This is a genomic window from Pseudoxanthomonas winnipegensis (assembly GCF_030322905.1).
Lineage (GTDB): Bacteria > Pseudomonadota > Gammaproteobacteria > Xanthomonadales > Xanthomonadaceae > Pseudoxanthomonas_A > Pseudoxanthomonas_A winnipegensis.
Window position 1 is genome coordinate 1,225,611 of sequence record NZ_CP095475.1, and the last position, 21,539, is coordinate 1,247,149.

General features: G+C 66.8%; 28 protein-coding genes. 24 read left to right on the forward strand and 4 right to left on the reverse strand.

Annotated elements, in window-relative coordinates; genetic code table 11:
- The first annotated feature begins 2 nt into the window (after positions 1-2).
- The 21 genes from rpsC to MWN52_RS05435 all read left to right on the forward strand — a co-directional run bounded on the left by rpsC (position 3) and on the right by MWN52_RS05435 (position 11,573).
- Positions 3-722 carry a 30S ribosomal protein S3 gene (gene rpsC, locus MWN52_RS05335; protein WP_130515977.1) on the forward strand — a complete coding sequence of 240 codons (720 nt, stop codon included), beginning with the start codon at positions 3-5 and terminating at the stop codon, positions 720-722.
- 5 nt (positions 723-727) lie between these two features.
- Positions 728-1,141: a 50S ribosomal protein L16 gene (gene rplP / locus MWN52_RS05340; RefSeq protein ID WP_130515980.1), complete on the forward strand. Its 414-nt coding sequence runs from the start codon at positions 728-730 to the stop codon at positions 1,139-1,141.
- Positions 1,141-1,326, forward strand: coding sequence for a 50S ribosomal protein L29 (gene rpmC, locus MWN52_RS05345; RefSeq protein ID WP_286576927.1), 186 nt, complete (start codon positions 1,141-1,143; stop codon positions 1,324-1,326). Before rplP ends, rpmC begins: the two co-directional genes overlap by 1 nt.
- A gap of 11 nt (positions 1,327-1,337) precedes the next feature.
- Positions 1,338-1,604: a 30S ribosomal protein S17 gene (rpsQ, locus tag MWN52_RS05350; RefSeq protein WP_130515982.1), complete on the forward strand. Its 267-nt coding sequence runs from the start codon at positions 1,338-1,340 to the stop codon at positions 1,602-1,604.
- Positions 1,605-1,619: 15 nt separating this feature from the next.
- Positions 1,620-1,988, forward strand: a complete 369-nt coding sequence (gene rplN / locus MWN52_RS05355) for a 50S ribosomal protein L14 (protein ID WP_014161372.1) — start codon at positions 1,620-1,622, stop codon at positions 1,986-1,988.
- Between the two features lie 15 nt (positions 1,989-2,003).
- On the forward strand, positions 2,004-2,321 hold the full coding sequence (gene rplX / locus MWN52_RS05360; protein WP_130515984.1) for a 50S ribosomal protein L24: 318 nt from the start codon (positions 2,004-2,006) through the stop codon (positions 2,319-2,321).
- Positions 2,322-2,332: 11 nt separating this feature from the next.
- Positions 2,333-2,875: a 50S ribosomal protein L5 gene (rplE, locus tag MWN52_RS05365; protein WP_130515986.1), complete on the forward strand. Its 543-nt coding sequence runs from the start codon at positions 2,333-2,335 to the stop codon at positions 2,873-2,875.
- 15 nt (positions 2,876-2,890) lie between these two features.
- Positions 2,891-3,196, forward strand: coding sequence for a 30S ribosomal protein S14 (rpsN, locus tag MWN52_RS05370; protein ID WP_130515988.1), 306 nt, complete (start codon positions 2,891-2,893; stop codon positions 3,194-3,196).
- Between the two features lie 186 nt (positions 3,197-3,382).
- Positions 3,383-3,781 carry a 30S ribosomal protein S8 gene (gene rpsH / locus MWN52_RS05375; RefSeq protein WP_130533646.1) on the forward strand — a complete coding sequence of 133 codons (399 nt, stop codon included), beginning with the start codon at positions 3,383-3,385 and terminating at the stop codon, positions 3,779-3,781.
- 16 nt (positions 3,782-3,797) lie between these two features.
- The gene (gene rplF / locus MWN52_RS05380; protein WP_130515992.1) at positions 3,798-4,325 is read left to right on the forward strand and encodes a 50S ribosomal protein L6; all 528 of its coding nucleotides are present in this window, start codon (positions 3,798-3,800) and stop codon (positions 4,323-4,325) included.
- Between the two features lie 80 nt (positions 4,326-4,405).
- On the forward strand, positions 4,406-4,762 hold the full coding sequence (gene rplR / locus MWN52_RS05385) for a 50S ribosomal protein L18 (protein ID WP_130515994.1): 357 nt from the start codon (positions 4,406-4,408) through the stop codon (positions 4,760-4,762).
- A 155-nt stretch (positions 4,763-4,917) separates the two neighbouring features.
- The gene (gene rpsE / locus MWN52_RS05390; RefSeq protein WP_130515996.1) at positions 4,918-5,454 is read left to right on the forward strand and encodes a 30S ribosomal protein S5; all 537 of its coding nucleotides are present in this window, start codon (positions 4,918-4,920) and stop codon (positions 5,452-5,454) included.
- Positions 5,447-5,638 carry a 50S ribosomal protein L30 gene (gene rpmD, locus MWN52_RS05395; protein WP_014161364.1) on the forward strand — a complete coding sequence of 64 codons (192 nt, stop codon included), beginning with the start codon at positions 5,447-5,449 and terminating at the stop codon, positions 5,636-5,638. The genes rpsE and rpmD overlap by 8 nt, the downstream gene beginning before the upstream one ends.
- Positions 5,638-6,081 carry a 50S ribosomal protein L15 gene (gene rplO, locus MWN52_RS05400; protein WP_286577685.1) on the forward strand — a complete coding sequence of 148 codons (444 nt, stop codon included), beginning with the start codon at positions 5,638-5,640 and terminating at the stop codon, positions 6,079-6,081. The genes rpmD and rplO overlap by 1 nt, the downstream gene beginning before the upstream one ends.
- Positions 6,082-6,088: 7 nt before the next feature.
- Entirely contained in the window at positions 6,089-7,432 is a 1,344-nt protein-coding gene (gene secY / locus MWN52_RS05405; protein WP_130516000.1) for a preprotein translocase subunit SecY, read from the forward strand.
- 354 nt (positions 7,433-7,786) lie between these two features.
- Entirely contained in the window at positions 7,787-8,143 is a 357-nt protein-coding gene (gene rpsM / locus MWN52_RS05410; protein WP_130516001.1) for a 30S ribosomal protein S13, read from the forward strand.
- A gap of 12 nt (positions 8,144-8,155) precedes the next feature.
- Entirely contained in the window at positions 8,156-8,551 is a 396-nt protein-coding gene (gene rpsK, locus MWN52_RS05415) for a 30S ribosomal protein S11 (protein WP_130516003.1), read from the forward strand.
- 15 nt (positions 8,552-8,566) lie between these two features.
- The gene (gene rpsD, locus MWN52_RS05420; RefSeq protein WP_014161359.1) at positions 8,567-9,196 is read left to right on the forward strand and encodes a 30S ribosomal protein S4; all 630 of its coding nucleotides are present in this window, start codon (positions 8,567-8,569) and stop codon (positions 9,194-9,196) included.
- A 49-nt stretch (positions 9,197-9,245) separates the two neighbouring features.
- Positions 9,246-10,244 (forward strand): DNA-directed RNA polymerase subunit alpha, encoded by a 999-nt coding sequence (locus MWN52_RS05425; RefSeq protein ID WP_130516005.1) that lies wholly within the window; start codon positions 9,246-9,248, stop codon positions 10,242-10,244.
- Between the two features lie 278 nt (positions 10,245-10,522).
- Positions 10,523-10,894, forward strand: a complete 372-nt coding sequence (gene rplQ, locus MWN52_RS05430; protein ID WP_130516007.1) for a 50S ribosomal protein L17 — start codon at positions 10,523-10,525, stop codon at positions 10,892-10,894.
- Between the two features lie 145 nt (positions 10,895-11,039).
- Positions 11,040-11,573: a disulfide bond formation protein B gene (locus MWN52_RS05435; RefSeq protein ID WP_130516009.1), complete on the forward strand. Its 534-nt coding sequence runs from the start codon at positions 11,040-11,042 to the stop codon at positions 11,571-11,573.
- 67 nt (positions 11,574-11,640) lie between these two features.
- Here MWN52_RS05435 and MWN52_RS05440 read toward each other — a convergent pair whose 3' ends face one another.
- Positions 11,641-13,764 carry a TonB-dependent receptor gene (locus MWN52_RS05440; RefSeq protein ID WP_286576931.1) on the reverse strand — a complete coding sequence of 708 codons (2,124 nt, stop codon included), beginning with the start codon at positions 13,762-13,764 and terminating at the stop codon, positions 11,641-11,643.
- Positions 13,765-13,962: 198 nt separating this feature from the next.
- On the opposite strand from MWN52_RS05440, the gene MWN52_RS05445 reads away from it, so the two are divergent.
- Both MWN52_RS05445 and MWN52_RS05450 read left to right on the forward strand, forming a co-directional pair.
- The gene (locus MWN52_RS05445) at positions 13,963-15,354 is read left to right on the forward strand and encodes a class II 3-deoxy-7-phosphoheptulonate synthase (RefSeq protein WP_286576932.1); all 1,392 of its coding nucleotides are present in this window, start codon (positions 13,963-13,965) and stop codon (positions 15,352-15,354) included.
- 301 nt (positions 15,355-15,655) lie between these two features.
- The gene (locus MWN52_RS05450; RefSeq protein WP_286576933.1) at positions 15,656-16,819 is read left to right on the forward strand and encodes a mechanosensitive ion channel family protein; all 1,164 of its coding nucleotides are present in this window, start codon (positions 15,656-15,658) and stop codon (positions 16,817-16,819) included.
- A gap of 19 nt (positions 16,820-16,838) precedes the next feature.
- Here the strand turns inward: MWN52_RS05450 and MWN52_RS05455 are convergent, their stop codons facing one another.
- From MWN52_RS05455 to typA, 3 genes are all read right to left on the reverse strand, one after another.
- Positions 16,839-18,437, reverse strand: a complete 1,599-nt coding sequence (locus MWN52_RS05455; protein ID WP_286576934.1) for an amidase — start codon at positions 18,435-18,437, stop codon at positions 16,839-16,841.
- 64 nt (positions 18,438-18,501) lie between these two features.
- A complete protein-coding gene (locus MWN52_RS05460; RefSeq protein ID WP_130516019.1) occupies positions 18,502-18,978 on the reverse strand; it encodes a DUF2127 domain-containing protein in 477 nt (158 codons plus the stop codon).
- A gap of 78 nt (positions 18,979-19,056) precedes the next feature.
- A complete protein-coding gene (typA, locus tag MWN52_RS05465) occupies positions 19,057-20,886 on the reverse strand; it encodes a translational GTPase TypA (protein ID WP_286576936.1) in 1,830 nt (609 codons plus the stop codon).
- A 101-nt stretch (positions 20,887-20,987) separates the two neighbouring features.
- Between typA and MWN52_RS05470 the strand changes: the two genes are divergently transcribed.
- Complete coding sequence (locus MWN52_RS05470; RefSeq protein ID WP_130523421.1) at positions 20,988-21,482, forward strand: peptidylprolyl isomerase; 495 nt, start codon at positions 20,988-20,990, stop codon at positions 21,480-21,482.
- Positions 21,483-21,539: the final 57 nt, after the last annotated feature.

Consider the following 21,539-nt stretch of genomic DNA (forward strand, 5'->3'; position numbering starts at 1 on the left):
CTATGGGCCATAAAGTACATCCGACCGGTATTCGCCTGGGCATCGCCAAGGACTGGAATTCCAAGTGGTACGCCAACAAGCGCGAGTACGCCAGCTACCTGGCCGCTGACCTCAAGGTCCGCGAGATGCTCCGCAAGAAGCTGGCCCAGGCCGGGATCAGCAAGATCCTGATCGAGCGTCCGGCCAAGACCGCCCGCGTGACGATCCACACCGCCCGCCCGGGCGTGGTGATCGGCAAGCGCGGTGAGGACATCGAGAAGCTGCGCAAGGAAGTGAGCGATCTGATGGGCGTCCCGGCGCACATCAACGTCACCGAAGTGCGCAAGCCCGAGCTGGACGCCCAGCTGGTCGCCGAGTCCATCGCCCAGCAGCTGGAGCGCCGCATCATGTTCCGCCGTGCGATGAAGCGCGCGGTCGGCAACGCGATCCGCCTGGGTGCCCTGGGCATCAAGGTGAACGTCGCCGGCCGTCTGAACGGCGCCGAGATCGCCCGTTCCGAGTGGTACCGCGAAGGCCGTGTGCCGCTGCACACCCTGCGCGCCGACATCGACTACGGCTTTGCCGAGGCGAAGACCACCTACGGCATCATCGGCATCAAGGTGTGGGTCTACAAGGGCGAAGTGTTCGACTTCAGCCAGGTGGGTCAGGAGAAGCAGGACGACGCGCGCCCCGAGCGCAGCGAACGTCCGTCGCGCCCGTCCCGCGATCGTGATGCGAGGTAACGGCAATGTTGCAACCCAAGCGAACCAAATACCGCAAGATGCACAAGGGCCGTAATGAAGGCCTGAGCTGGAGCGGAAATCTCGTCTCGTTCGGCGAGTACGGCCTGAAGGCCACCGCGCACGGTCAGCTGACCGCGCGCCAGATCGAGGCCGCGCGCCGTTCCATCAGCCGCTACGTCAAGCGCGGCGGCAAGATGTGGATCCGCGTGTTCCCCGACAAGCCCATCACCAAGAAGCCGATCGAGGTCCGCATGGGCTCCGGTAAGGGCAACGTGGAGTACTGGGTGGCCCAGATCCAGCCGGGCCGCATGATCTATGAAATCGAGGGCGTGGACGAGGCAACGGCACGCGAGGCGTTCCGCCTGGCCGCCGCCAAGCTCTCGGTCACCACCACTTTCGTGACCCGGACGGTGCGCTAATGGCTATCAAGGAACTCCGCGAGAAGTCTGCCGACGAGCTGAACGCCCATCTGAGCGAGCTGCGCAAGGAGCAGTTCTCCCTGCGCATGCAGAAGGCGACCGGCCAGCTGCCGAAGACCCACGAAACCCGCCGGGTCCGCCGCGAGATTGCTCGCGTCAAGACCCTGCTCGGCAGCAAGAAGTAAGGACCGCCGACATGAGTGATAACGAACAGAAAACGCAGCGCACGATCGAAGGTCGTGTCGTCAGCAACAAGATGGACAAGACGGTCACCATTCTGGTCGAGCGTCAGGTCAAGCACGCGCTGTACGGCAAGTACATCAAGCGCTCGACCAAGCTGCACGCCCACGACGCCGACAACGCCTGCAACGAAGGCGACCTGGTCCGCGTGGTGGAGATCGCGCCGCTGTCCAAGACCAAGAACTGGCGCGTGGTCGAGATCGTCGCCCGCGCGGCCGAATAAGAGGAGTCCTGAATCATGATCCAGATGCAGAGCTATCTCGATGCGGCCGACAACTCCGGTGCCAAGGAGCTGATGTGCATCAAGGTGCTGGGCGGCTCCAAGCGCCGTTACGCCGGCATCGGCGACATCATCAAGGTGACCGTCAAGGACGCGATCCCGCGTGGCAAGGTCAAGAAGGGCGAGGTCTATGACGCCGTGGTCGTGCGTACCCGCAAGGGTGTGCGTCGCGCCGACGGTTCGCTGATCCGCTTCGACGGCAACGCCGCCGTCCTGCTGAACAACAAGCAGGAGCCGATCGGCACCCGTATCTTCGGACCGGTGACCCGCGAACTGCGCTCCGAGAAGTTCATGAAGATCGTCTCGCTCGCACCCGAAGTGCTGTGAGCGGAGGAAATCACAATGGCTAACCGTATCAAGAAGGGCGACCAGGTGGTCGTCATCACCGGCAAGGACAAGGGCAAGCAGGGCGATGTGCTGCGCGTGGATGGCGACCGTGTGGTCGTGTCCAACGTGAACATCGTCAAGCGCCACACCAAGCCGAACCCGCAGGCGGGTGTCGCCGGCGGCGTCGTCGAGCGCGAAGCCTCGATCCATATCTCCAACGTCGCCTTGTTCAATGCCGCTTCCGGCAAGGGCGAGCGCGTTGGCTTCAAGGTGCTGGAGGATGGACGCAAACTGCGTGTGTTCCGCTCCAGCGGTGAGGCGCTCGACGCCTGAGGAATGAGGTCATGACCACTCGTCTCGAAAAAATCTACAAGGAAGAGGTCGTCCCGGCCTTGACCAAGAAGTTCGGCTACTCCAACCCGATGGAGGTCCCCAGGCTCACCAAGATCACCATCAACATGGGTGTGGGCGAGGCTGCGACCAACAAGAAGATCCTGGAGAACGCCGTCGCCGACCTGGCCAAGATCTCCGGCCAGAAGCCGGTCACGACGAAGTCGCGCGTCTCGGTCGCGTCCTTCAAGATCCGTGACGGTTGGCCGATCGGCTGCAAGGTGACCCTGCGTCGCGCCCACATGTACGAATTCCTGGACCGCCTGATCAGCATCTCGCTGCCGCGCGTGCGCGACTTCCGTGGCGTGTCCGGCCGGTCGTTCGACGGTCGCGGCAACTACAACATGGGCGTGAAGGAACAGATCATCTTCCCGGAAATCGACTTCGACCAGGTCGACGCGGTCCGCGGCATGGATATCGCCATCACCACCACCGCCAAGACCGACGCCGAAGCCAAGGCGCTGCTCGAAGCGTTCAAGTTCCCGTTCCGCAACTAAGTCGAGGACCAAGACATGGCAAAGACCTCCATGGTCAACCGCGACCTGAAGCGGGCGAAGCTGGCCAAGAAGTACGCGGCCAAGCGCGAAGCACTGAAGAAGATCATCTCCAGCCAGGACGCGTCCTACGACGAGAAGATCGAGGCCTCGACCAAGCTGCAGAAGCTGCCGCGCGATTCCTCGCCCAGCCGCTTCCGCACCCGTTGCGAGCTGTCCGGCCGTCCGCGCGCCGTGTACAGCAAGTTCGGCCTGGCCCGTAACAAGCTGCGCGAAGCCACCATGCGTGGCGACGTGCCCGGCCTGCGCAAGGCCAGCTGGTAACACAGCTAGGGAGTGGTGTAGAATCCGCTCCCCGGATTTTCACCACCTAGAGCCTGGCGGCCCGATGGGCGCCAGGCTTTGGTGCTAGAGATCTTCCGCGCAAGGGCGCAGGCCTCAAGGCCCGCGCCATCCACAACACGAGATTTTCGCGAAAGCGGATATCGGTGCTACTCATAGGAATCGCACATGAGCATGACTGATCCCATCGCCGACATGCTGGTCCGCATCAAGAATGCGGCCGCCGTCGGCAAGCAGACGGTGAAGATGCCGTCGTCCAACATCAAGGTCGCCATCGCCGGCGTCCTGAAGTCCGAGGGCTACATCGCCGATTCTCGCGTCACCAAGACCGAGAACAACAAGGCCGAGCTCGAGGTCGTCCTGAAGTACTTCGAAGGCAAGCCGGTCATCGACACGCTCAAGCGTGTGTCGCGTTCGGGCCTGCGTCAGTACCGCGGCAAGGACGAGCTCCCCAAGGTCCTCAACGGCCTGGGCATTGCCATCATCTCCACGTCGAAGGGCATCATGACCGACGCGCAGGCCCGTGCGGCCGGCGTGGGTGGTGAAGTCCTGTGCTTCGTGGCCTAAGGGAAGGAGTTCTTACATGTCCCGCGTCGCCAAGAAGCCGATTGCCCTGCCCAAGGGCACCGAACTGAACAACGCCAACGGCACCGTGACCGTCAAGGGCCCCAAGGGCACCCTGACGATCGCCCAGCCCGAGGGCGTGAACATCGCCGTCGAGAACGGCACCGTGAGCCTGTCGCCGTCCTCGCTGGACCACGACGCCATCACCGGCACCATCCGTGCGATTCTGGCCAACATGGTCAAGGGCGTGTCCGATGGCTTCGAGCGCAAGCTCGAGCTGGTCGGCGTGGGTTACCGCGCCGCGATGTCCGGCAAGGACCTGAACCTGTCGCTGGGTTTCTCCCACCCGATCCTGTTCAAGGCCCCGGAAGGCATCACGCTGGCCGCCCCGACCCAGACCGAGATCCTGGTGCAGGGCGCCGACAAGCAGCGCGTCGGTGAAGTCGCCGCCAAGATCCGCGGATTCCGTCCGCCGGAGCCCTACAAGGGCAAGGGCGTGAAGTACTCCGACGAAACCATCATCCGCAAGGAAGCCAAGAAGGCTTAACGGCAGTCGGGAGGCGAGGGCATACCGCCGCTGCCTCCCCGCTGGCTCAACGCCGATCCGCTTCCACGAGGTCACTGAACATGAGCATCAAGAACACCGCCCGCCTGCGCCGCGCCAAGTCGACCCGCGCCCACATCCGCAACCTGGGTGTGCCGCGCCTGAGCGTCCTGCGCACCGGCCAGCACCTGTACGCGCAGATCTTCACTGCCGACGGCTCCAAGGTGCTGGCTTCGGCCAACACCCTGCAGGCCGACGTCAAGGAAGGCCTGAAGAACGGCAAGAACAGCGACGCCGCCGCCAAGGTCGGCAAGCTGATCGCCGAGCGCGCCAAGGCCGCCGGCGTCGAGAAGGTCGCTTTCGACCGCTCGGGCTACCGCTACCACGGCCGCGTCAAGGCGCTGGCCGATGCCGCGCGCGAAGGCGGCCTGCAGTTCTAAGCTTGAACCGCGTGGGGTACATCCCCACGCAACCTCTGCCGGCGCGGATTGCGCCGGGCGCCGCGGCTCTTCTGCAGCCACGTCACGCTCCACCGCGGTAGACCACAACCATAAGCGGCCAAGCCGTACAGACCCTCTCAACAGGAATCAACAACATGGCAGAAGAACAACGCTCGCGCGGGCGCGATCGCAACCGCGAAGAGAAAGTCGACGATGGCATGATCGAGAAGCTGATCGCGGTCAATCGCGTCAGCAAGACGGTCAAGGGTGGTCGCCAGTTCACCTTCACCGCGCTGACGGTGGTGGGCGACGGCAACGGCCGCATCGGTTTCGGCTACGGCAAGGCCCGCGAAGTCCCGGTGGCGATCCAGAAGTCGATGGAGTACGCGCGCAAGGGCATGCTCAACGTCGATCTGAACAACGGCACCCTGTGGCACCCGGTCAAGGCCGGCCACGGCGCGGCCCGCGTGTTCATGCAGCCGGCCTCGGAAGGTACCGGTGTCATCGCCGGTGGCGCCATGCGCGCCGTGCTGGAAGCGGTGGGCGTGAAGAACGTGCTGGCCAAGGCGGTCGGTTCGCGTAACCCGATCAACCTGGTGCGCGCCACGCTGCGCGGCCTGGAAGACATGCAGTCGCCGGCCCGCATCGCGGCCAAGCGCGGCAAGTCGGTGGAGGAACTCACCCATGGCTAATGAGTCCAACAAGACCGTCAAGGTGCGCCTGGTGCGCGGCCTGCGTGGTTCCCAGTCGCGTCACCGCCTGTCGGTGAAGGCGCTGGGCCTGAACAAGCTCAACGATGTGCGTGAACTCAAGGACAGCCCGCAGGTGCGCGGTCTGATCGCCAAGGTTCACTACCTCGTCCGCGTCGAGGAGTAATCAACATGCGTCTCAACACTTTGTCGCCTGCAGAAGGCGCCCGCACCGAGCGCAAGCGCGTCGGTCGCGGCATCGGTTCGGGCCTGGGCAAGACCGCCGGCCGCGGCCACAAGGGTTCGTTCGCCCGCGCCGGTAAGGGCAAGATCAAGGCGAAGTTCGAAGGCGGCCAGATGCCGCTGATCAAGCGTCTGCCGAAGGTCGGCTTCCGCTCCAAGCTGAAGAAGGACACCTCCGAGGTGCTGTCCTATCAGCTGGATCGTCTGGAAGCCGGCGAGATCGACTTCGCGGCCCTGCGCGCTGCCAAGCTGGTGCCCAGCACCGCCAAGCGCGCCAAGATCGTGAAGAAGGGCGAGTTGACCAAGGCGTTCACGCTCAAGGGCGTGCAGGCCACGGCGGGCGCGAAGGCCGCCATCGAAGCTGCCGGCGGCAGCATCCAGGAGTAAGCACGGCATGGCGCAGCAGGGCATCGCGGGTGGTCTGGGCAAATTCACCGAGCTGCGGCAGCGTCTGCTGTTCGTGCTGGGGGCCCTGGTCGTCTACCGGATCGGTTGCTTCGTTCCGGTTCCGGGCGTCAACCCGGACGCGATGCTCGCGCTGATGCAGGCGCAGGGCGGCGGCATCGTGGACATGTTCAACATGTTCTCGGGCGGCGCCCTGCACCGTTTCAGCATCTTCGCGCTGAACGTGATGCCGTACATCTCGGCGTCCATCGTCATCCAGCTGGGTGCGCACATCTTCCCGGCGCTCAAGGCGCTGCAGAAGGAAGGCGAGTCCGGCCGCCGCAAGATCACCCAGTACTCGCGCATCGGCGCGGTACTGCTGGCGGTGGTGCAGGGCGGCAGCATCGCGCTGGCGCTGCAGCATCAGACCGCGCCGGGCGGTGCGCCGGTGGTGTATGCCCCGGGCCTGGGCTTCGTGGTCACCGCGATCGTGGCACTCACCGCTGGCACCATCTTCCTGATGTGGGTCGGCGAGCAGGTCACCGAGCGCGGCATCGGCAACGGTGTGTCGCTGATCATCTTCTCGGGCATCGTCGCTGGCCTGCCGGCCGCGGTGATCCATACCTTCGGCGCCGTCAACGACGGCACGATGAGCCCCATCGCGCTGATCATCGTGGCGGTGGTGGTGTTCGCGTTCACCTGGTTCGTGGTGTTCGTCGAGCGCGGGCAACGCCGGATTACGGTCAACTACGCGCGCCGCCAGGGCGGTCGCAACGCGTACATGAACCAGACCTCGTTCCTGCCGCTCAAGCTCAACATGGCCGGCGTGATCCCGCCGATCTTCGCCTCGTCCATCCTGGCCTTCCCGGCCACGCTGGCGATGTGGTCCGGTCAGTCGCCGATGGCGGTGACCCTGCAGCGCATCTCCCAGGCGCTGTCGCCGGGCGAGCCGCTGCACATGATCGTGTTCGCGGCGATGATCATCGGCTTCGCGTTCTTCTACACCGCGCTGGTCTTCAACTCGCAGGAAACCGCCGAGAATCTGAAGAAGTCCGGCGCGCTGATCCCGGGCATCCGTCCCGGCAAGGCCACCGCCGACTACGTCGACGGCGTGCTGACCCGCCTGACGGCCGCCGGTTCGCTGTATCTGGTGGCAGTGTGTCTGCTGCCGGAAGTGATGCGTACCCAGCTGGGCACCTCGTTCTACTTCGGCGGCACTTCGCTGCTGATCGTGGTGGTGGTGGTGATGGACTTCATCGCGCAGATCCAGGCGCACCTGATGTCCCACCAGTACGAGAGCCTGTTGAAGAAGGCCAACCTGAAGGGCGGTAACCGCGGCCTGTCGCGCGGCTGACCTCTTTCGGTCGTAATTTCGGCGGTCCCATCCGCCACCAAGCCTGGCCATCGGCCGGACTTTCAAAATGGGCGGCTCGTGCGGCGGTCTCGCGCGCGAGTGTGAAGCGGCTCGTCCCTGCGCCAGAGTAGCGCGGGCACCGGCGGACCCTTGCGGGTCTGTCCGGTAAGCGGCTTCCGGCGCCGGAGCATGGGCACACTCCCCATGCCGGGTCCGTGGAACCTCCCCAGGTTCCATGGACTTCCAAGCAACCCGAGACCTTGGTACAATTTCCAGTTCCCTACGCCATATGCCGTCAATCCGTGTTCACGGAGGGCGTGCAGCCGGCCATCAAACAGTTTGGAGAATCGCGTCATGGCGCGTATTGCAGGTGTCAACCTGCCTGCCCAGAAGCACGTCTGGGTGGGGCTGCAGAGCATTTACGGCATTGGCCGTACCCGGTCCAAGAAGGTCTGCGAAGCCGCAGGCGTGACGGTGACCACCAAGATCCGCGACCTGTCCGAGCCGGAAGTCGAGCGCCTGCGCGCCGAAGTCGGCAAGTACATCGTCGAGGGCGACCTGCGTCGCGAAGTCGGCATGGCGATCAAGCGCCTGATGGACCTGGGCTGCTACCGCGGCCTGCGCCATCGTCGCGGCCTGCCGCTGCGTGGCCAGCGCACCCGTACCAACGCCCGTACCCGCAAGGGTCCGCGTAAAGCCATCAAGAAGTAAGGGGCGAACATCATGGCAAAGCCGTCCGCCGCCAAGGCACCGAAGAAGAAGATCAAGCGCGTCGTCACCGACGGCGTCGCCCACGTCCACGCTTCGTTCAACAACACCATCGTCACCATCACCGACCGCCAGGGCAATGCGCTCTCGTGGGCCACGTCGGGCGGTGCGGGCTTCCGCGGTTCGCGCAAGTCCACCCCGTTCGCCGCGCAGGTCGCCGCCGAGAAGGCCGGCCGTGCCGCGTTGGACTACGGCCTGAAGTCGCTGGAAGTCCGCATCAAGGGTCCGGGTCCGGGCCGTGAGTCGGCCGTACGTTCGCTCAACAACGTCGGCTACAAGATCACCAACATCATCGACGTGACGCCTATCCCGCACAACGGGTGCCGTCCGCCGAAGAAGCGTCGCGTCTAAAGGGAGCGATTAGAAATGGCTCGTTATATCGGTCCTACCTGCAAACTCGCTCGTCGCGAAGGCGCAGACCTGTCCCTCAAGAGCCCGGCGCGCGCGCTGGACTCCAAGTGCAAGCTGGAGCAGAAGCCCGGCCAGCACGGCGCCACCGCCCGCAAGGGCAAGCTGTCCGACTACGCCACCCAGCTGCGCGAGAAGCAGAAGGTCAAGCGTATCTACGGTCTGCTGGAGCGCCAGTTCCGTAACTACTACAAGAAGGCCTCGACCAAGAAGGGCAACACCGGCGAGAACCTGCTGCAGCTGCTGGAAACCCGTCTGGACAACGTGATCTACCGCATGGGTTTCGCGGTCACCCGTCCGGCCGCCCGCCAGCTGGTCTCGCACCGCGGCGTGCTGGTCAACGGCAAGTCGGTCAACCTGCCTTCCTACCAGGTCAAGGCCGGCGACGCGATCGAGCTGTCGGAGAAGGCCCAGAAGCAGCTGCGCGTGCAGGAATCCCTGACCGTGGCCGAGCAGCTGGACCTGAGCCCGTCCTGGGTCGAGGTGGATTCGAAGAAGTTCGCCGGCGTGTTCAAGGCCGTGCCGGTCCGTTCGGACCTGCCCGCCGACATCAACGAAGCGCTGATCGTCGAGCTGTACTCGAAGTAATCACACACGCACCCCCGCCCTGGCGGGGGTTTGCAGGAGACAAAGCAACATGACGGGTATCACTCAGCAAGTGCTGCGCCCCCGCGGCCCGCAGATCGAGCGCCTGACCGACAACCGCGCCAAGGTGGTCATCGAACCGCTGGAGCGTGGCTACGGCCATACGCTGGGCAATGCGCTGCGCCGCGTGCTGCTGTCGTCCATCCCCGGCTTCGCCATCACCGAGGTCGAGATCGACGGCGTGCTGCACGAGTACAGCACCATCGAGGGTCTGCAGGAAGACGTGCTGGAAGTCCTGCTGAACCTCAAGGATGTGGCCATCCGCATCCACACCGGCGACAACGCCACCCTGAGCCTGACCAAGCAGGGCCCGGGCGTGGTCACCGCCGGCGACATCAAGACCGACCACAACGTCGAGATCCTCAATCCCGACCACGTGATCGCGCACCTGACCAAGGACATCGCGGTCAATCTGCGCCTGAAGATCGAGCGCGGCTTCGGCTATCAGCCGGCTGCCGCCCGTCGTCGTCCGGACGAAGAGAACCGCGCCATCGGCCGCCTGGTGCTGGACGCCTCGTTCTCGCCGGTCCGTCGCGTCGCCTACGCCGTCGAGTCCGCTCGCGTCGAACAGCGCACCGACCTGGACAAGCTGGTCCTGGACATCGAGACCAACGGCACGATCGACGCCGAGGAAGCCGTGCGCACCGCCGCCGACATCCTGAGCGACCAGCTGTCGGTGTTCGGCGACTTCACGCACCGCGACCGCGGCGCGCCGAAGCAGCAGACCGGCGGCGTGGATCCGGTGCTGCTGCGCCCGATCGACGACCTGGAGCTGACCGTGCGTTCGGCCAACTGCCTCAAAGCCGAGAGCATCTACTACATCGGCGATCTGATCCAGAAGACCGAAGTCGAGCTGCTCAAGACCCCGAACCTCGGCAAGAAGTCGCTGACCGAGATCAAGGAAGTCCTGGCCCAGCGCGGCCTGTCGCTCGGCATGAAGCTGGAGAACTGGCCGCCGGCCGGTGTTTCCCAGCACGGGATGATGGGGTGAGATAGCGCGCTTGCGAACCACCGGTTCGCGCGCGATCGAACGCCCGGCCATGGATGGCCGGGCCGGATTTTCCGGAGCTCGTAGCGCTCCGCCATGGAAGGCAGCGGCCTAGCCGCGACCGCAACTGCTTCACCCGCAACACCTCGACGACGGGCCGCAAAGGCCCGCGCGATGTCCGGACAGGATGACCGGATCAGGACCAACCGCAGTCCAGGCAACAACGCCACGAAGGCGACAGCGAACCTCAACAGCCGCACCATTCATCAGGAATCCACCTCATGCGTCACCAGAAAGCCGGCCGCAAGTTCAGCCGCACCAGCTCGCATCGCGCCGCGATGTTCTCCAACATGGCCGCCTCGCTGATCAAGCACGGCCTGATCAAGACCACCCTGCCCAAGGCCAAGGAACTGCGTCGCGTCGCCGAGCCGCTGATCACCCTGGCCAAGGTCGATGGCGTGGCCAACCGCCGTCTGGCCTTCGCGCGTCTGCGCGACAAGGAAGCGGTCGGCACCCTGTTCACCACCCTGGGCCCGCGCTACCAGTCGCGTCCGGGCGGCTACCTGCGCATCCTCAAGTGCGGCTTCCGCGCTGGCGACAACGCGCCGATGGCCTATGTGGAACTGGTCGATCGTCCGGAAGCGGCCGAGTAATCGACCCCGTCCCGCACGCGTCACCTGCAGACCCCGGCTCCTGGCCGGGGTTTTGCGTTTGGGGCGCAGGTCGCGTGGAGGGGCGGATTTGGCCCTGGGCGCGCGGGGTGGCGATAATGCGGGGACTTCCCCGTTGCCGCTGCCCATGAATCCTTTCCGTTGGTCCTTCCGCGCGCAGTTCCTGGCCGGTTTCCTCGTGTGCGTCGGATTGCTGGGCGCCGCGCTGTACACCCAGTACTACCAGCACCAGATCCCGTGTCCGCTGTGCAGCTTCCAGCGCGGCGCGTTCGCGTTGCTGGGCCTGGTGTTCCTGATCGGCGGCCTGCATGGGCCGCGCAGCCGCGGCGGGCGCATCGTCTACGGCCTGCTGGGGCTGGTGCCGGCGCTGATCGGCATCGGCATCGCCGGGCGCCACGTGTGGCTGCAGCATCTGCCGGCCGACAAGGTGCCGGCCTGCGGCCCCGACCTGGCCTACATGATGGAAGCCTTCCCGTTGGGTGATGTGCTGCGCCAGGTCCTGACCGGCTCGGGCGAGTGCGCCGAGGTGACCTGGCGTCTGCTGGGCCTGTCGATGCCCGAGTGGAGCCTGCTGTGGTTCGTGGTGCTGACGCTGTGGCTGCTGCTGGCCGCCTTCCGCCGGCGCAAGCGCACGCTGCTGCGCGAGCTGCGCCCGTCCTGAGCGAACCTGGCGCCGGACCGGCCGCGCGCGTCGACCGGTCCGCAGCCTGGACGCGGCGCAGGTCGCCTCAGAAGTCCTGCTGCACGCTGAGGAACACGCCGCGGCGCGGCGCCCACTGCGGCGCGAACACGCCGATGCCGCCGCCGTCGCGCAGCTGGTAGCTGCGATCCAGCGCGTTGACCGCGGCGACCTGCACATGCAGCGGATGCGAGGTGTCGGCCTCGAAGTCGTGCCCCGCGCTCAGGTTGAGCTGGAAGTAGGACGGCAGCGCCGCGCCATTGGGCACCGTGGCCGTATCGGTGCGCAGGCCGCTGCCATAGAGGTAGTTGGCGCCCACCCGGTTGTTGCCGGCGAAGCTGTAGTTGATGCCGCCCGACGAGGTGAGCTTCTGGTCGTGGTCCAGGTGGATCCAGTTCTCCGCCACATAGGCCAGGGCGTCGGGGTCGAAGTTATAGGCGCCGGTCATGACCTGCTTGCCCATCGCCCGGCTGTAGGCCGCATTGAAGTAGGCACTCACCGGGCCGTTGTTGTAGTCGGCCGAGAACTCCAGGCCATGGACGTGGCCGTAGCGGTAGTTGAAGGTCGAATAGATGTAGGCGGCGCCGAACTGGCCCTCGTCCTGCAGGCGGTCGGCCAGGCGGTCGTAGGCGTCCAGGCCCAGGGTCAGGTGGTCGCCGACCTGCTGGGAGATGCCCAGGTCGTAGTAGTCGCTGCGCTCGCTGAGCGGGATCTGCGCGCCGGCGGCCAGCTGCTGGTTGGTGGTGCCATCGAACAGGGCGATGTCCCCGGAGGAGATCAGTTCGCTGGCCGGCGGGGTGAAGTAGCGCGCGTAGCCGGCGTGCAGGGTGGTGCTGTCGGTGGCGCGCCAGATCGCGCCCACGCGCGGGCTGAGCTGGCTCTCGGTCCGCCCGAAGGCCTTGTAGCGATCGCCGCGCAGGCCGTAGTTCACCGTCCAGTCCTCGCCGAGCTTCCACTCGTCCTGCAGGTAGAGCGCGGTGGTGCTGGCGTGGAAGCGGCTGCTGTCGCCGATCAGCTCGGGGATGTTGCTGGTCTGGTTGCCGTCGGCGTCGGCCGGGAAGACCCAGCTGTTATTGCTGGCGGTGGCGTGTTCGAAGTCGCCGTACAGGCCGTAGCGCAAGGTGTGCGAGGCGCCCAGCGGGGTGGAGATATCGGCCTGCAGCACGTTGGCGCGGTTGCCGCGATCGACCTGCGAGGCGACGCCGTCGAAGATCAGATCGCCGGTGACGTCCGGATCGAAGGCCACGCTGCTGTAGCGCTGCCCCAGCGAGACCTGATAGGCGCTGTCGCCGACCAGGCCCTGCAGGGCGACGGTGGCGAAGCGGGTGTTCTCGCGCTGGCGCTCGTCCAGCGCGCTGGAATCGAAGTCGGTCTGGCCCTGGTCGTCGAAGGCCGGGGTCTGGCCCGGGTTGTTGGGCACCTGGAAGCGGTTGTTGGCGTAGCCGGCCATCACGCTCAGGCGGGTGTCCTCGTTGACCAGATAGGTCAGGTCGGCGAAGGCCTTGCCCTGGTGGGTCTTGTCGTGATCGGGCGTGCGGCTGTTGGTCGGGTTCTCCAGGCCGATCTTGTTCTGGTCGTAGTCGCCGGTCACGAACCAGCTCCAGCGGCCCTGGCTGCCCCACCAGGCCAGCGAGGGATTGAAGGTGCCGAACGAGCCCGCGGTCACCCCGACGCTGCCGCCGTTGCCGAGCGCCTGGCCACTCTTGGTGGTGATGTCGACCACCGCGGCGGTCCGGTCGCCGAACTGGGCCGGCAGCGCGCCGTCGAGCAGCCGGATGCTGGACACGGTGCGCGGGTCCAGGCTCTGGCCGAAGCCGGAGATCGACTCGGGCAGGATCACGCCGTTGATGCGGTACTGCAGATTGGCGTGGTCGCCTCGTACGTGGACGCCGCCGTAGGAGTCCTGGACGACGCCCGGCGCCTGCAGCAGCACCTGGTTCATCGGCGTGGAGGCCCCCAGCGGCAGCCGGTCGATGTCGGCCGCGGTGATGGTGAACTGGCTGCTGCCGATGTCCGGGGAGAGCGCATTGCGCGCCTCGTCCAGCTTGGCGTGGACCTTGATCACGTCCAGGTCGACGGTGGTGTCGGTGGGGGCGTCATCGGCCAGGGCGAGGAGGGGTGTGGTCGCCAGGGCCAGGGCGATGGCGGAGGCGAGCAGGGTCGGGGTCTTCATGGAGGGGGTGTGGGCCGTTGGGAAAATGTTATGAAGTAACGGTCCTCCTGTCAGGACTGTCATGCCTAGGCCGAAAGTCATGGGCGCGTGTCGTACGTTTCCTGGGGTTTAGAGACCTCAGAAAACTGTCGGAATTGACAGGAAGTGCGTGCGAGGCCCCGCGCTCTGCGATCATGGCGGCTTCTCCAGGAGCCCCGCATGTCCGCCGCAGCCCCCGCCATTCCCTTTCCTGCCGCCTCCGGCGACTGGCGCCCCGACAGCTGGCGCGCGCGCCCGGCGATGCAGCTGCCGACCTATCCCGACGCCGAGGCGCTGGACCGGGCGGTCGAGGAGCTCGGCTGGTTGCCGCCGCTGGTGACCTCGTGGGAGATCTTCGCGCTGAAGAAGCAGCTGGCCGAGGCGCAGGAGGGCAAGCGTTTCGTGCTGCAGGGCGGCGACTGCGCCGAGAGCTTCTCCGACTGCGAGTCCGGGCTGATCTCCAACCGGCTGAAGGTGCTGCTGCAGATGAGCCTGGTGCTGGTGCACGGACTGCAGCTGCCGGTGGTGCGCGTCGGGCGCTTCGCCGGGCAGTACGCCAAGCCGCGTTCGACCGACATGGAGACCCGCGGCGAGGTCACCTTGCCGAGCTATCGCGGCGACCTGGTCAACGGGCCCGAGTTCACCGCGCAGGCGCGCATTCCCGATCCGCAGCGCATGATCCGCGCGCATTCGCGTTCGGCCATGACGATGAACTTCGTGCGGGCGCTGATCGACGGCGGCTTCGCCGACCTGCACCATCCCGAGTACTGGAACCTCAGCTGGGTCGGCTACTCGCCGCTGGCCAACGAATACCAGCAGATGGTGGCCGACATAGGCGGCGCGGTGCGCTTCATGGAGACCCTGGCCGGCGCCGAGGTGCACAACCTCAACCGCATCGATTTCTACACCTCGCACGAAGCGCTGCTGCTGCCCTACGAGCAGGCGCTGACCCGCGAGGTCCCGCGTCAGCACGGCTGGTTCAACCTGTCCACGCACTATCCCTGGATCGGCATGCGCACCGCGGCGGTCGATGGCGCGCACGTGGAATACCTGCGCGGCGTGCGCAATCCGATCGCGGTGAAGGTCGGCCCGTCGGTGAAGCCCGATCAGCTATTGGCGCTGATGGACATCCTCAACCCGGACGACGAGCCGGGCCGGCTGACCTTCATCCATCGCATGGGCGCGGCGCAGATCGCCGAGAAGCTGCCGCCGCTGCTGGAGGCGGTCAAGCGTGATGGCCGGCGCGTGCTGTGGGTGTGCGATGCGATGCACGGCAATACCGAGTCGACCAGCAACGGCTTCAAGACGCGCCGCTTCGACAACGTGCGCGGCGAGGTCGAGCAGGCCTTCGATATCCATGCCGCGGTCGGCACGCGCCTGGGCGGCGTGCACCTGGAGCTGACCGGCGAGGACGTCACCGAATGCACCGGAGGCGCGCGCGAGCTGACCGATGTGGACCTGGAGCGTGCCTACCGCTCGACCGTCGATCCGCGCCTGAACTACGAGCAGTCGCTGGAAATCGCCATGTCGATCGTGCGCAAGCAGCGGCAGCTGCAGGCGACAGCGGCTTAGCGATCTTCGGTGGGGAGCAACTGTCTCCTCGAATCTCGCAGCGGTCTGCCTGTAGAGCGGAGCTTGTGGCAATCCCCTTTTGGGGACTCCGCCGAGGCCTTCCCCACGAACCGAACGAAGAGCAGCGGAGCAAGCTCCGCTCTACAGGTGGGAGCCGCCAGGGCGGCGATGAGGCCTCCTCGGTAAAGCTTCATCGCCGCCATGGCGGCTCCCACTCGCCCTTCCAAGGCGTGATGCGCCCGGTCGTTCGCCACGCGTGCCCACATACCCTCGACGCGCGCTTTGGCAGTCTCCGGTTGGGATGGCTGACCTGCACTGGATGACCGCGCGCGACTACGTGATCCCGCTGGGAATTTCCCTGGCGCTGGGCGTGTTCGCCTGGGGATTGTTCGCCTGGCTGGAGCGGCGCTCGCGCGGCAAGGATTTCCGACGCGCGCGCATCACCCGCATCCTCAGCCTGCCGCTGGCCTTCGTGCTGCCGCTGATCTTCCTGCGCGCCGGGCTCGAGGCCACGCCGCTCAAGGACGCGCAACTGCAGCTGGTCAAGCAGCTGCTGCATATCGGCATCGTCGCCTGCGTGACCTGGCTGCTGGTGCGCGTGGTGGCCGGCATCGTGGCGGCGATCCTGCGCGACAACCGCATCGACGTGGCCGACAACCTGCACGCGCGCACCATCCATACCCAGGCGCGGGTGCTGGGGCGCGTGGCCTCCGGCGCGGTGATCCTGGTCGGCGCCTCGGTGGTGCTGCTGCAGTTCGACGAGGTGCGTCAGCTCGGTCGCACGCTGCTGGCCTCGGCCGGCATCCTCGGGCTGGTGGCGGGCATCGCGGCCAAGCCGGTGTTCGGCAACCTGATCGCCGGCCTGCAGATCGCGCTGACCCAGCCGATCCGCCTGGACGACGTGGTCATCGTCGAGGGCGAATGGGGCCGCATCGAGGAGATCACCAGTTCCTTCGTGGTGGTGCACATCTGGGATCAGCGCCGCATGGTGGTGCCGCTGACTTGGTTCATCGAGAATCCGTTCCAGAACTGGACGCGGCGCAGCGCCGACATGCTCGGCACGGTATTCCTGTGGCTGGACTACCGCACCCCGATGGCCGCCGTGCGCGCCGAGACCGAACGCGTGTGCCGCGAGGATCCGCGCTGGGACGGCCGGGTCTGCATCGCCCAGGTCACCGAAACCTCCGAAACCGCCATGCAGGTGCGCCTGCTGGTCAGCGCGCGCAGTTCCGGCGATGCCTTCGACCTGCGCTGCGTGGTGCGCGAGCGCGTGCTGGATTACCTGGCGCGCGAGTATCCCGACGCGCTGCCGCGTCAGCGCAACATGCTCACCCGCGAACAGACCCCGCCCGACACGCCGCAGGTGTTGCCCAGCGCGCGCCAGACCTCTTCGCCCGGCGCTGAGGACGGCCCGCCGCCGGTGTCACCCGAGCCGCCTGGCCCGGTGCCACCGCCGTCGCACTGATCCGCCGGGCGCGCGATGCTCAGGGCGTGCGCGGTTCCAGCGTGGCGCGATAGGCCGGCGGCACGCGCGCCTGGGTGCGCTGCTCGTAGTCGTAGCCCAGCCCGATCAGCTTGGCCTCGCTCCAGGCGGTCCCCATGAACAGCAGGCCCAGCGGCAGCCCGCGGCTGTCGCCCATCGGGATGGTCAGGCTGGGATAGCCGGCCACCGCCGCCGCGCCGTAGCCGGCGCCGGGGAAGGGGTCCTTGAACGCCGGGTCGGTGCGCCAGGCCGGGCCGGTCGCCGCGGCGACCAGCGCGTCCAGGTGCTGCGCCTTGAGCGCCGCATCGATGCCCTCCGGGCCGGCCAGCCGCTTGATGCGCGAACGGGCCTGGATGTAGGCCGGGTCGTTCAGACCGCCCATCGCCGCGGACTGTTCGAACAGGTCCTGCCCGAACAGCGCCAGCTCCTCGCGCGCATGCTGCTGGTTGAAGCCGATCAGCTGCTGCAGCGAGTCCACCGGCGCGCCCTTGCTGGTGAGGTAGCGCGCCAGCCCGTTCTTGAACTCGGTCTTGAGCACCAGCAGCTCGTCCTGGTCCCACTGGCCGGCGGTGGGGATCTCGGCGTCGACCACGGTCGCGCCCGCCGCGCGCAGGGTCGCGACCGCGCCTTCCATCGCCTTGGCCACGTCGGGGCCGAACTTGAAGCTGCTGCGGACCACGCCGATGCGTGCGCCCTTGAGCGCGCCGGGGCGCAGGCGCGAGACGTAGTCCAGCGGGGCATTGAGCGTGGCGTAGCCGGTGCTGGCATCGGCGCTGTCGCGACCGGCCATCGCCGCCAGCAGGATGGCCGCATCGGCCACCGTGCGGGTGATCGGCCCGGCGGTGTCCTGGCTCCAGGAGATCGGCACGATGCCGTCGCGGCTGACCAGACCGACGGTGGGCTTCAGCCCCACCGCGCCGTTGACCGCCGCCGGGCAGATGATGCTGCCGTCGGTTTCGGTGCCGACCGTGGCCGCGGCCAGGTTGGCCGAGGCGGCCACGCCGCTGCCGGCGCTGGACCCGCAGGGGTTGCGGTCCAGCACGTAGGGGTTATGGGTCTGGCCGCCGACCGCGCTCCAGCCGGAGATCGAGTCGCTGGAGCGAAAGTTGGCCCACTCCGAGAGGTTGGTCTTGCCCAGGATCACCGCGCCGGCCTCGCGCAGGCGCTTGACCAGGAAGGCGTCGGCCTTGGGATGGAAATCGCGCAGCGCCAGCGAGCCTGCGGTGGTGGCCATCGGCGTGGCGTCGATGTTGTCCTTGAGCAGGATCGGGATGCCCTGCAGCGGCCCGCGCACGGTGCCGCCGGCGCGCTCGCGGTCGCGCAGCGCCGCCTCGGTCATCGCCTCGGGATTGAGCTGGATCACGGCATTGAGGTGCGGCCCGGCGCGATCGACCTGGGCGATGCGGTCCAGGTAGGCGCGGGTCAGGGTGCGACTGTCCAGCGCGCCGCGCTGCATCTGTTCCTGCAGCTGGGCGATGGTCAGCTCGGCATAGCGGAACTGGGCGGGCGCGGCGGTCTTGGGCGGCGCGGACGCCGGGGCGGTGCAGCCGGCAAGCGCGGCCAGGCACGACAGCGTCAGTGCAAGCCTGAAGGCGTGCATCGGTTCGATCCCCTCATGCGGATCGTCGCAGGCTAAACGCAGCGGCGCGGGGGCCGCAAGCGGCTCAGTGGCGCCGGCGGCGGATCAGGTCGCGGGCCAGCACGGCCACCACGATCACGTTGATCAGCACCACCACGGCCGTATGCCAGCCCGGGTGACGGACCAGCGCATACATGTCGAAAGGCAGGTAGACCGCCGTGCCCACGCAGCCCAGCCACGAGGCCCAGGCCTTGGCCCGCCACAGGCCCCAGGATTCCACCAGCCGCCACAGCGCATAGATGGCCACCACGGCCACGGCCAGGTGTACAGCCTTGGGGTCGATCTGCTTGAGCAGCGAGGGCAGGGCGCCGTGCGCCGGGTCCAGATGGAAGCGCTCGATCAGCCAGTACACCGCGCGCCTGATCGGGTCGGGCCCGAGGACTTCCAGGCTGGCCGCGGCGATCAGGGCCAGCAGGCCCTTGGCCAGTTCGAACAACGCCAGCGCGTGCAGGCCCGGATGCGCGTGCGGATCCGGATCGTAGGGACGTTGGGTATGAGGCATCGGGCCGGAAGGATACGCCGGTTGGTGCGCGGGCGGCGACCCGTGGGCCGCCACCCGCGCCAGCTTGCACAGACCGCCTTACGCCGCGCGCGAGGCCTTCTTGCGCTCGCTTTCGGTCAGGTGCTTCTTGCGCAGGCGGATCTCCTTGGGGGTGATCTCCACCAGCTCGTCGTCGTCGATGAAGTCCAGGGCCTGCTCCAGGGTGAACTTGATCGCCGGGGTCAGCTGGATGGCGTCGTCCTTGCCCGAGGCGCGCATGTTGGTCAGCGGCTTGGTCTTGATCGCGTTGACCGTCAGATCGTTGTCCTTGGAGTGGATGCCGATCAGCTGGCCTTCGTAGACGTTGTCGCCCTCGGCGGCGAACAGCTTGCCGCGCTCCTGCAGCGGGCCCAGCGAATAGGCCGGCGTGGCGCCCGGCGCATTGGCGATCATCACGCCGTTGGGACGCTTGGCGATGGCGCCCTGTTCCTTCGGGCCGTAGTGGTCGAACACGTGGAACAGCAGGCCCGAGCCCTGGGTCAGGGTCTTGAACTCGTTCTGGAAGCCGATCAGGCCGCGCGCCGGGATTTCATAGTCCAGACGCACGCGGCCCTTGCCGTCGGGCTCCATGTTCTTCAGCTGGCCCTTGCGCACGCCCAGCTTCTCCATCACGCCGCCCTGGTGGATCTCTTCCACGTCCACCACCAGCTGCTCGATCGGCTCCATCTGCTGGCCGTCGATCTCCTTGATGATGACCTCCGGGCGCGAGACGGCCAGCTCGTAGCCTTCGCGGCGCATGTTCTCGATCAGCACCGACAGGTGCAGCTCGCCGCGGCCGGAGACCAGGAACTTGTCCGCGTCCTCCAGCTGCTCGACCTTCAGCGCCACGTTGTGCACGGTCTCGCGCTCCAGGCGGTCCTTGAGCTGGCGGCTGGTCAGGAACTTGCCGCCGGACAGGTCCTTGTTGCCGGCGAAGGGCGAGTTGTTGACCTGGAAGGTCATCGAGATGGTCGGCTCGTCCACGGTCAGCGCCGGCAGCGCCTCGGGCGCCTCCAGGGCGGTGACGGTGTTGGAGATGGTCAGCTCCTGGATGCCGGAGATGGCCACGATGTCGCCGGCCTCGGCGGTCTCCTGCTCGATGCGCTCAAGGCCGAGGAAGCCCAGCACCTGCAGCACCTTGCCCTGACGCTTCTTGCCTTCGCGGTCGATCACGGCCACCGGCATGTTCTTGCGCAACGTGCCGCGCTGGATGCGGCCGATGCCGATCACGCCGACGAAGTTGTTGTAGTCCAGCTGGCTGATGCGCATCTGGAACGGGCCTTCCGGGTCGACCTCCGGCTTGGGCGCGTGCTGCATGATCGCCTCGTACAGCGGGGTCATGTCGCCGTCGCGGGCGTTCTCGTCCAGCGAGGCGTAGCCGTTCAGCGCCGAGGCGTAGACGATCGGGAAGTCCATCTGCTCGGGCGTGGCGCCCAGGCGGTCGAACAGGTCCCACACCTGCTCCACGACCCATTCCGGACGCGCGCCGGGACGGTCGATCTTGTTGACCACCACGATCGGCTTGAAGCCCATCGCGAAGGCCTTCTGGGTCACGAAGCGGGTCTGCGGCATCGGGCCGTCCATCGCGTCGACCAGGATCAGCACGGTGTCCACCATCGACAGCACGCGCTCGACCTCGCCGCCGAAGTCGGCGTGGCCCGGGGTGTCGACGATGTTGATGCGGTTGCCATTCCACTTGATGGCCGTGTTCTTGGCCAGGATGGTGATGCCGCGTTCCTTTTCCTGGTCGTTGCTGTCCATCACGCGCTCGGCGATGACGGCACGCTCGGAAAAGGTGCCAGACTGCTTCAGCAGACAGTCGACGAGGGTGGTCTTGCCATGGTCAACGTGGGCGACGATGGCGATGTTGCGAAGGTTTTCAATGGACATGCGGCACGGGCGCGGCGGTGCGCGCAGAGGTGTGGAGGGAAGCGCGTATTATAGCCGGTTACCGCCCACGACCGGGCTGCCTGCTCCAAAGGAGTTCCACGATGTCCCTCACCGCCACCTTCAACACCTCCCGCGGCCCGATCCAGGTCGAGCTGTACCCGGACAAGGCGCCGCTGACCGTGGCCAATTTCGTCAACCTGGCCAAGCGCGGCTTCTACGACGGGCTGAACTTCCACCGCGTCATCCCGGACTTCATGATCCAGGGCGGCTGCCCGGAAGGCTCCGGCCGCGGCGGCCCGGGCTACCGTTTCGAAGACGAGACCAACAACGGCGTGCGCCACGAGCGCGGCGTGCTGTCCATGGCCAATGCCGGCCCCAACACCAACGGCAGCCAGTTCTTCATCACCCACGTGGCCACCCCGTGGCTGGACGGCAAGCACACCGTGTTCGGCAAGGTCGTCTCGGGCCTGGAGGCCGTCGATGCGGTCAAGCAGGGCGACACCATCGACTCGGTGGTGATCGAGGGCGACGCCGACGCCGTCCTGGCCGCCAAGGCCGACCGCGTGGCCGAGTGGAACAAGCACCTGGCTGCCTGAACACGGCCCCCGCCCCCGGCACGTCCGCAAGTAGACCATTGGTCGAACGCGGCCGCG